The 7834-nt window shown below is 70.4% G+C and carries 4 protein-coding genes; all 4 read left to right on the forward strand.

Translation table 11 applies throughout. From position 1 onward, the window contains the following. Positions 1 to 676 (forward strand): dihydrolipoamide acetyltransferase (locus D7Y11_RS40185; RefSeq protein ID WP_126936315.1); only part of this gene is annotated, 676 nt, incomplete at its 5' end. A 13-nt stretch (positions 677 to 689) separates the two neighbouring features. After that, positions 690 to 3095, forward strand: coding sequence for a tetratricopeptide repeat protein (locus tag D7Y11_RS40190; RefSeq protein WP_126936316.1), 2406 nt, complete (start codon positions 690 to 692; stop codon positions 3093 to 3095). Positions 3096 to 3100: 5 nt separating this feature from the next. Then, the gene (locus D7Y11_RS40195) at positions 3101 to 6529 is read left to right on the forward strand and encodes a tetratricopeptide repeat protein (RefSeq protein WP_126936317.1); all 3429 of its coding nucleotides are present in this window, start codon (positions 3101 to 3103) and stop codon (positions 6527 to 6529) included. Next, a partial coding sequence (locus tag D7Y11_RS40200; RefSeq protein ID WP_126936318.1) for a tetratricopeptide repeat protein occupies positions 6526 to 7834 on the forward strand: 1309 nt, incomplete at its 3' end. The genes D7Y11_RS40195 and D7Y11_RS40200, both read left to right, overlap by 4 nt.

Below are 7834 nucleotides of genomic sequence, written 5' to 3' on the forward strand. Positions count from 1 at the left end.
TTCCCCGGCCGCGGGCACGCCACAGGCCCCCGCCGCGAAGGCACCCGCGGGTGACCAGACGGCGGATGAGGCCTTCACGTCGCGAGTGAAGACGCTGGAGGAGCAGGTCGTCGACCTGAAGGAGAAGATCTACCGCTCCAAGGCGCGCCTGCTGCTGCTCCAGGAGTCGGTGATGGGCGGCGAGCTGTCCACCGGCGCCCGCGCGGTGCTGGTGCACAAGAACGAGATGGGCAACGCGTTCCAGCTGGAGTCGGTGGTGTACGCGCTGGACGGCGCGCCCATCTTCACCCAGGTGGACACGCAGGGAGACCTGAACCGGCACCAGTCGCTGGAGGTCTTCAACGGCCGCATCGTGCCGGGCCAGCACCAGCTCGCGGTGCGACTCGTCTACCGGGGCAGCGGCTACGGCGTGTTCAGCTACCTGGAAGGCTACAAGTTCAAGGTGCAATCCAGTTACACCTTCAACGCGGAGTCCGGAAAGGTCACCACGGTGAACGTGGTGGGCGTGGAGAAGGGCGGCCTCACCACGGACCTCAAGGACCGGCCCGCGGTGCGCTACGACATTGAAGTGGCCAAGGACACGCGCGCGAACCGGCCCGCCGGCTCCGGCTCGGAGACGGAAGGCGCTCCGGGGACGCCCGCCGCGCCGGCCACCACCTCCAGCGAGCTGAAGTAGGGAGCGTCAGGCCGTGACCGCGACGCTGCACGCCCTGGCCCTCGCGCTGTCCCTCGGGGCCGCGCCCGCTCCGGCGCCCCAGGCCTCCAAGCCGGGGGCCGCGCTGCCGCCCATGCCCGCGTCGTTGAGCTCGCGCGCGGCTTCGGTGGAAGCGGTGGAGGCGCAGCTGCGCACGGCGGAGCAGTCGCTGCGCTTCGTGGAGACGCAGTTCACGGAGCGCCCGGAGCCCAGCAGCGCCGACTCGCAACTCAAGCGCTTCTCCGAGGGCGAGGTGTACTCGCTGCTGGGAGACTGGGCCGCCGCGTCCGTCCTCTTCTACGACCTGGTGAGCGACCCGGCGTTCAAGGCGAACCCGCGCTACCCGGAGGCGGTCTTCTATCTGGCGGACGCGCTGTACCAGCAGAAGAACGACATCGGCGCGCGGGTGTATCTGCGCGACGTGCTGTCGCTGGACCTGACGCCGCAGCGCTACAAGGAGGCGGTGAGCCGCTACCTCGCGGTGGCGGGAAGGCTCCAGCAGTTCGACGGCATCGACGCGTACGTGGAGAAGGCGCGGCAGCTGTCGGGCGGCGTGCTGGCGCCGGACATCGCCTACGTGCACGCGCGCGGCACCTTCAAGCGCCTGGACCTGACGCCGGAGGAGCACCAGCAGCGCTCGCGCGCGCTGTTCGCCCCGCTGGCGCAAAGCCCCGGCGCCTTCCGCGTGCAGGCCGTCTACCACCTGGGCGTCCTGAGCGTGCAGAGCGGGGACTACCCGGCCGCCATCGCGCAGTTCCAGCGCATCGTGGGCACCGGGCCGGACACCGTGGTGTCCACCGGCCTCGCGGAGGCGGAGGCCCAGCGCTTCCGCGAGCTCGCGTTCCTGTCGTTGGGCCGGCTGATGTACGAGACGGGCCGTTTCGACGAAGCGTTGGACCACTACGGCCAGATTCCGCGCGAGAGCGAGCGCTTCCCGGAGTCGCTGCTGGAGGTCGCGTGGACGTACGTGCGCAAGCAGGACTTCACGCAGGCGAAGAACGCCACGGACATCCTGCTGCTCGTCGCGCCGGACTCGCAGCTCGCGCCCGAGGCGCGCATCCTCCAGGGGCACCTGCTCCAGAAGCTGCGCCAGTACGAGGAGGCGCTGGAGACGTATGACGGCGTGGCGCGCATGTTCACGCCCGCGCGCGACAAGGTGGACGCGCTCCTGCGCGTGAACCAGGACCCGGTCGCGTACTTCGACAACCTGCTCGCGCGCAACGAGCGCTCGCTGGACGTGAGCACCCTGCTGCCCCCGCTGGCGCTGAAGTACGCGTCCACGCAGAAGGAGGTCGCGGACGCGGTGCGGATGGTGGGCGACCTGGACAGTGGCCGTCAGGGCGCGGGCGAGGCGAAGGCCATCGCGGAGCGCATCCTGGAGGCGCTGGACGCGCGCGGGCTGGAGGCCTTCCCGGAACTCCAGGAGGGCTACGTCCGCACGGAGGCCGTGGACACCGCGCTCACCGCCGTGGAGCAGTCCCTGGTGCAGGCGGAGGCCGAGCTGGTGGAGGAGAAGCTGACGCCCGCCGAGCGCGAGAAGCTGCTCGTCGCCCAGGGCGCGCGCGAGGCCCAGCGGCTGCGCTTCGCGGCGCTGCCCACCACCAACAAGGAGCTGGAGGAGCGCCGCCACCGCATGCAGGCCAAGGTGGACGCGGTGGACCGCGAGGCCTTCCGTGTGGGCTATGAGCTCCAGAGCCTGCACGCGAACGCCGCCGCCATCCGCAAGTGGGTGGAGGACACGCGCGACGAGCGGCAGGCGGACCCCGCGGAGGAGCGCGAGTTCCTGGTGCAGCTCCAGGCGGAGATCGCCACGCTGAAGGACCTGCAGGCGGAGCTGGACCGCACCCGCGCCCGGCTCGCCAGTGAGCGCCAGTCCACGGATACGTCGCTGGAGGGCGAGGCCGCCATCCGCGCCCGCTACTCCGCCGCGCTCCAGCAGGAGCACGGCGTCTTGCGCGCCGGTGAAGGCAGGCTGTCCGGTGAGGACACCCGCGTGCTGTTGCGCATGCACGCGGTGCGCTCGCGCATCGACTCGTTGCGCGGCCGCGTGGCGGTGGCGCGGGTGGCGCTGCGCTCGCGGTTGGAGCTTCGGGTGAAGTCCATCCGCGACAAGGTGCGCGTGGAGCAGGCGCTGCTCCAGGGCTACGAGCAGGAGGTGGCCGCCGCGTCTGGTGACGCTCGCAACCTGGTGGGCCGCATCGCCTACGAGAGCTTCCGCCGCGTGCGGCAGCAGTTCTACGACCTGGTGCTCAAGGCCGACACCGGCACGGTGGACGTGGCCTTCAGCCGCACGCAGGACAACGCCACGAACATCCAGAAGGTCGCCAAGGAGAAGTCGGACGCACTGCGCGCGCTCGACCTGGAGTTCAAGGACGTCCTGTCGTCGGAAGGGGGGGACTGAAGGCCATGCGCCGCCCTGTCCTCGTCCTCCTCCTGGCCCTCGCGCCGCTGGCCGCTCACGCCGCGAAGGCCAAGACGCCCAGCCAGGCATCGAAGAAGGCCTCCAAGCCTTCCGAACCCTCAGGCCCCGCGAAGGCCAAGCCAGCGGCTCCGGCTCCGCCCGCGCCCAACACCTCCCGCTACCTGGACGGACTGGGACACACGCCCGAGCAGGAGAAGCTGCTGCGCGACGTGAGCCGCGCGCTGGAGGCTTACGAGGCGGAGTCTCGCGACTTCCACCGCGAGGTGAAGCAGCTCATCGAGCGGCGCTACCAGCAGAAGCGCTCGGCGCTCAACAACGCCTACGAGAAGACGCTCACCGCGCTGGAGTCACAGGAGCGCACGCAGCGGCTGGACGCCATCGGCCGCTTCGAGGACTTCCTGCGTCGCTACCCGGACGAGCCTCGCGCCACGCCGGACGTGATGTTCCGGCTGGCGGAGCTGTATTACGAGCGCTCCGCGGACGAGCACCAGCTGGCGCGCAAGGACTACGCGGAGCGCGTGCGCACGATGTCCGACGAGGCCATGGCGGACCTGCCGCCGGAGCCGGACGTGGACTTCACGCCGTCCATCGGCCTGTATCGCTCGCTGCTCGCGCGCTTCCCGGACTACAAGCTCAACGACGGCTCCCTGTACCTGCTGGCGTACTGCCTCAACGAGCAGCACAAGGACGAGGAAAGCCTCGCCACCTACCAGCAGCTCACCACGCGCTATCCGAAGAGCCGCTTCGCCACCGACGCGTGGACGCGCATCGGCGAGTACTGGTTCGAGGAGGAGACCGACCCGGAGGCGCTGCGCAAGGCCGCGGAGGCGTACACCGCCGCCACGCGCGACACGGAGCACCGGTTCTACGACAAGGCCCGCTACAAGCTGGCCTGGACGTACTACCGCATGGACTGGTTCGAGGAGTCCGTGGACAGCTTCCTGCTGCTCCTGGACCACTACCAGTCCCACCAGCAGTCCGGCAGCAAGGCGGACGAAGGCGACCTGCGCTCGGAGGCACTCCAGTACATCGCGCTGTCGCTGGCGGACGAGACGTGGGGCGGCGTGGCCAAGGCCCGCGACCTCTTCGCGAAGCGCGGCGGCCGGCCCTACGAGCCGGAGGTGTACCGCCGGCTGGGCAACGTCTACTTCGACCAACTCCGCAACGAAGACGCCATCGCCGCGTACCAGCAGGTGCTGGCCACCGACCCGCTCACCGCGGACGCGCCTCGCCTGCAGCAGCGCATCGTCCAGGCCTACGAGCGCGACCGGCGCATGGACCTGTACGCGCGCGAGTCGGAGAAGCTGGCCAACAGCTACCTGCCCGGCGGCGCCTGGTACGAGAAGAACAAGGACGACCCGAACGCGCTGTCGCACGCGCAGACGCTCGCCGAGCAGAGCCTCTACTCCGCCGCCGCGTACCAGCACCAGCAGGCGCAGGCCTTCCAGAAGGAGGGCAAGGACGCGGAGGCCAAGAGCACCTACGCCTCCGCCGCGCGCGCGTACGGCACGTACCTGGAGCGCTTCCCGCGAAGCAAGACCGCGTACGCGATGCGCTTCTTCCACGCCGAGACCCTCTTCAACTCGGACGCGTACGCCGCCGCGGCGAAGGAGTACTCGGCCGTCCGCGACTCCAACCAGGACAACACCTACCGGGACGTGTCCGCGCACAACGCGGTGCTCGCCTGGAAGGCGCAGCTGGACGAGGACGTGAAGGCCGGCCGCGTGCCGGAGCGCAAGCCGCTGCGCGCCAGCGAGCGCCCCAAGGACAGCACGCACGCGCCCGTGGCCCTGGCGGAGACGGAGGCCGCGCTCTTGAAGGCGTCCGACGCGTACGTGGCGCTCCTGCCCAAGGAGGAGGCCGCGCCGGGCATCGCGTACCAGGCCGCGGAGCTCTTCTACACGCACGACGACTTCGCCCAGGCCCGCCCCCGCTTCGAGCGCGTGGTGCAGGCGTACCCGCGCAACCCGGTGGCCGGCTACGCCACCAACCTCATCATCGAATCCTTCCTCGTCGACCAGGACTGGAAGAGCGTGGAGGAGGTCAGCGCGCGGCTCGCCAGCAACGCGCAGGTGGTGGATCCGTCCAGTGAGCAGTACCGCGAGCTGATGAAGTTCAAGCTCGCCGGCCGCTTCAACCTGGCGGACCAATTGGCCTCGCAGAAGCGCTACGACGAGGCGGCCAGGAAGTACCTCCAGCTGGTGGAGGAGGCCCCCCGCCACGAGTTCGCGGACAAGGCGCTCAACAACGCGGCGGTGGCGTACGAGGAACTGCGCCGCTTCGACTCCGCGATGAAGCTCTACGAGCGCATCTACCGCGACTATCCGAAGTCGCCGTGGGCGCACACCGCGCTGTTCCGCGTGGCCCTCAACGCGCAGAAGTCCTACGACTTCGACAAGGCCGTCACCAGCTATCAGAAGCTGGTGAAGGACTACCCGAAGGCCGAGGAGCGTGAGGCCGCGCTCTACAACGCGGCGTCGCTGCTCGAAGGACAGCAGCGCTACGCGGAGGCCGCCGCTGCCTTCCAGCGGTGCGTGGAGCTGTATCCCCACGGGAAGAACGCGCCGGAGAACCAGTACCGCGCGGCACGCATCCTGGAGAAGCAGGGCGACACCCGGGGCGAAATCAATGCGCTGGAGGCCTTCGTCCGCAAGTTCGCCAGCAAGGCGGATCAGGTGGAGCTGGTGGTGGACGCCAGGCGCCGCCTGGGTGACGCCTGGAAGAAGCGTGGCAACGCGAAGGAGGCCGAGCGCGCGTACGCCGCCGCCGCGGATGACTTCGACCGCCGCAAGCTGAAGCCGGACACGCAGCCGCGCGCCGCGGAGGCCGCCGCCTACAGCCGCTTCCAGCTGGCCGAGCTGGAGTTCCAGCGCTTCGACGCGCTGAAGCTCAGCGGCTCCGGCAAGGCGCTGGAGAAGAGCTTCACGAAGAAGACCGAAGCCGTGAAGGCGGTGGACGCCGCGTACGCCAAGGTGCTGCCGTACAAGCAGCTGGAATGGTCGCTGGCGTCGTTCTACCGGCGCGGCTACGCCCTGGAGCGCTTCGCCGTCACGCTGCTGGACGCGCCGGTGCCTCCGGAAGTGAAGCGCCTGGGGGACGACGCGGTGCTGACGTACCAGGACATGCTCACGCAGCGCACCGTGGCGCTGGAGGACCGCGCGGTGGAGAGCTACGCCGCCACGCTCAAGGAGGCGCGCAACAACCGCGTCTCCAACGAGTGGACGCGCCGCACGCTGGAGTCCCTCAACCGCTTCCGCCCCAAGGAGTACCCCGTCCTCAAGGAGGCCCGGGGCGCGCTCGCGTCGGAGGCCGTGTATCCGGATGGCCTGCTGGGCAGCCTCGCCGCGCCTTCCGCGCCCGCGCGTGTCGAACCGGACAAGGCGACCCGGCTCACGGAAGGGGGCACGCCATGAACGCGGGCCGCAAGTTCGCGCTCACCGGGCTCGTGCTCTGGCTGTCCGCCTGCGCCTCCGGGCCGGAGACGCGCAAGGACTCGAAGCTCACCGGACCGGAAGGCGGGCCCGTCACGGCCATCAGCACGTCTCCGAAGCCCGGCGAAGCGAAGTCTGGAGACGCGAAGCCTGGAGACGCGAAGCCCCAGGCGAAGGAACCGGCGCCGGTCGCGAAGTCACTCGCAGGACCGGAGCGGGACTTCACCAGCGCGGTGGAGGTCGCCCGGCGCGGCGAGCTGACCATCGCGGAGGCCGCGCTCAAGGCCCTGCTGGAGAAGTCCCCGAAGCTGGGCCCCGCGTGGACGAACCTGGGCATCGTGCAGGAGCGCCAGGGCCGCTTCCCGGACGCGGAGCGCTCCTACCGTCAGGCGTTGGTGCTGGACGCGGACCAGGAGGCCGCGTGGGACTGCCTGGTGCGGCTGGCGGCGCGCACGGGCCGCGCGGCGTCGCTGGAGGCGGAGCTGCGCGAGGCGCTGACGAAGCAGGACTCGGTGGCGCGGCGCACGGCGCTGGCGCTGAACCTCCTGCTGCAGAAGAAGCACCCCGCCGCCGTCGCCGAGGCCCGCCGCGCGCTCCAGGTCAGCGAGCAGCACGTGCCCGCCATGCAGGTGCTCGCGCAGGTGTACGCCCGCGAGGGCAAGTACGAGCTGGCCTCCATGGTGCTGGGCAACGCGCTCGCCATCGACGCGCAGGACGCGGCCACCCTCAACTCCCTGGGCCTGGTGCATCTAGGCCTCAAGGAGCGCCCCCTGGCGCTGGAGCGCTTCCGCCAGGCCATCGCGCTCCGGCCGGACTTCGCCGAGGCGCGCAACAACCTGGGCACCCTGCTCAACCAGGGCGAGGACTACGCCGGCGCCCGCGTGGAGCTGGAAGCCGCCGTGAAGGCCGCGCCGGACTTCGCCGCCGCCCACCTCAACCTGGGCAACGCGTACCGCGGCGAAGGGGACTTCCCCCGCGCCCTGGCGGAGTACGAGCGCGTGCTCCAACTCCAGCCCGACACGAAGGACGTGTACTTCAACCTGGCCCTGCTCCACCTGGACCTGGAGCCCGCCGGAATGGACGGCCTGGAGCGACTCCAGAAGGCCGCGTCCTTCCTGGAGCAGTACAAGTCCAAGGGCGGCACTGACGAGCGCACCGCGCAGTACCTCAAGGACGCGCAGAAGGGCATCGACCGGGAGACCCGCCGCCGCGAGCGCGAGCGCAAGGAAGGCCTGAAGAAGGCCGCCGAAGCCGCCAAGGCCCCCGAGGCAAACCCGACCCCTGCCT

The sequence above is a fragment of the Corallococcus sp. AB018 genome (genome assembly GCF_003986945.1).
GTDB lineage: Bacteria > Myxococcota > Myxococcia > Myxococcales > Myxococcaceae > Corallococcus > Corallococcus exiguus.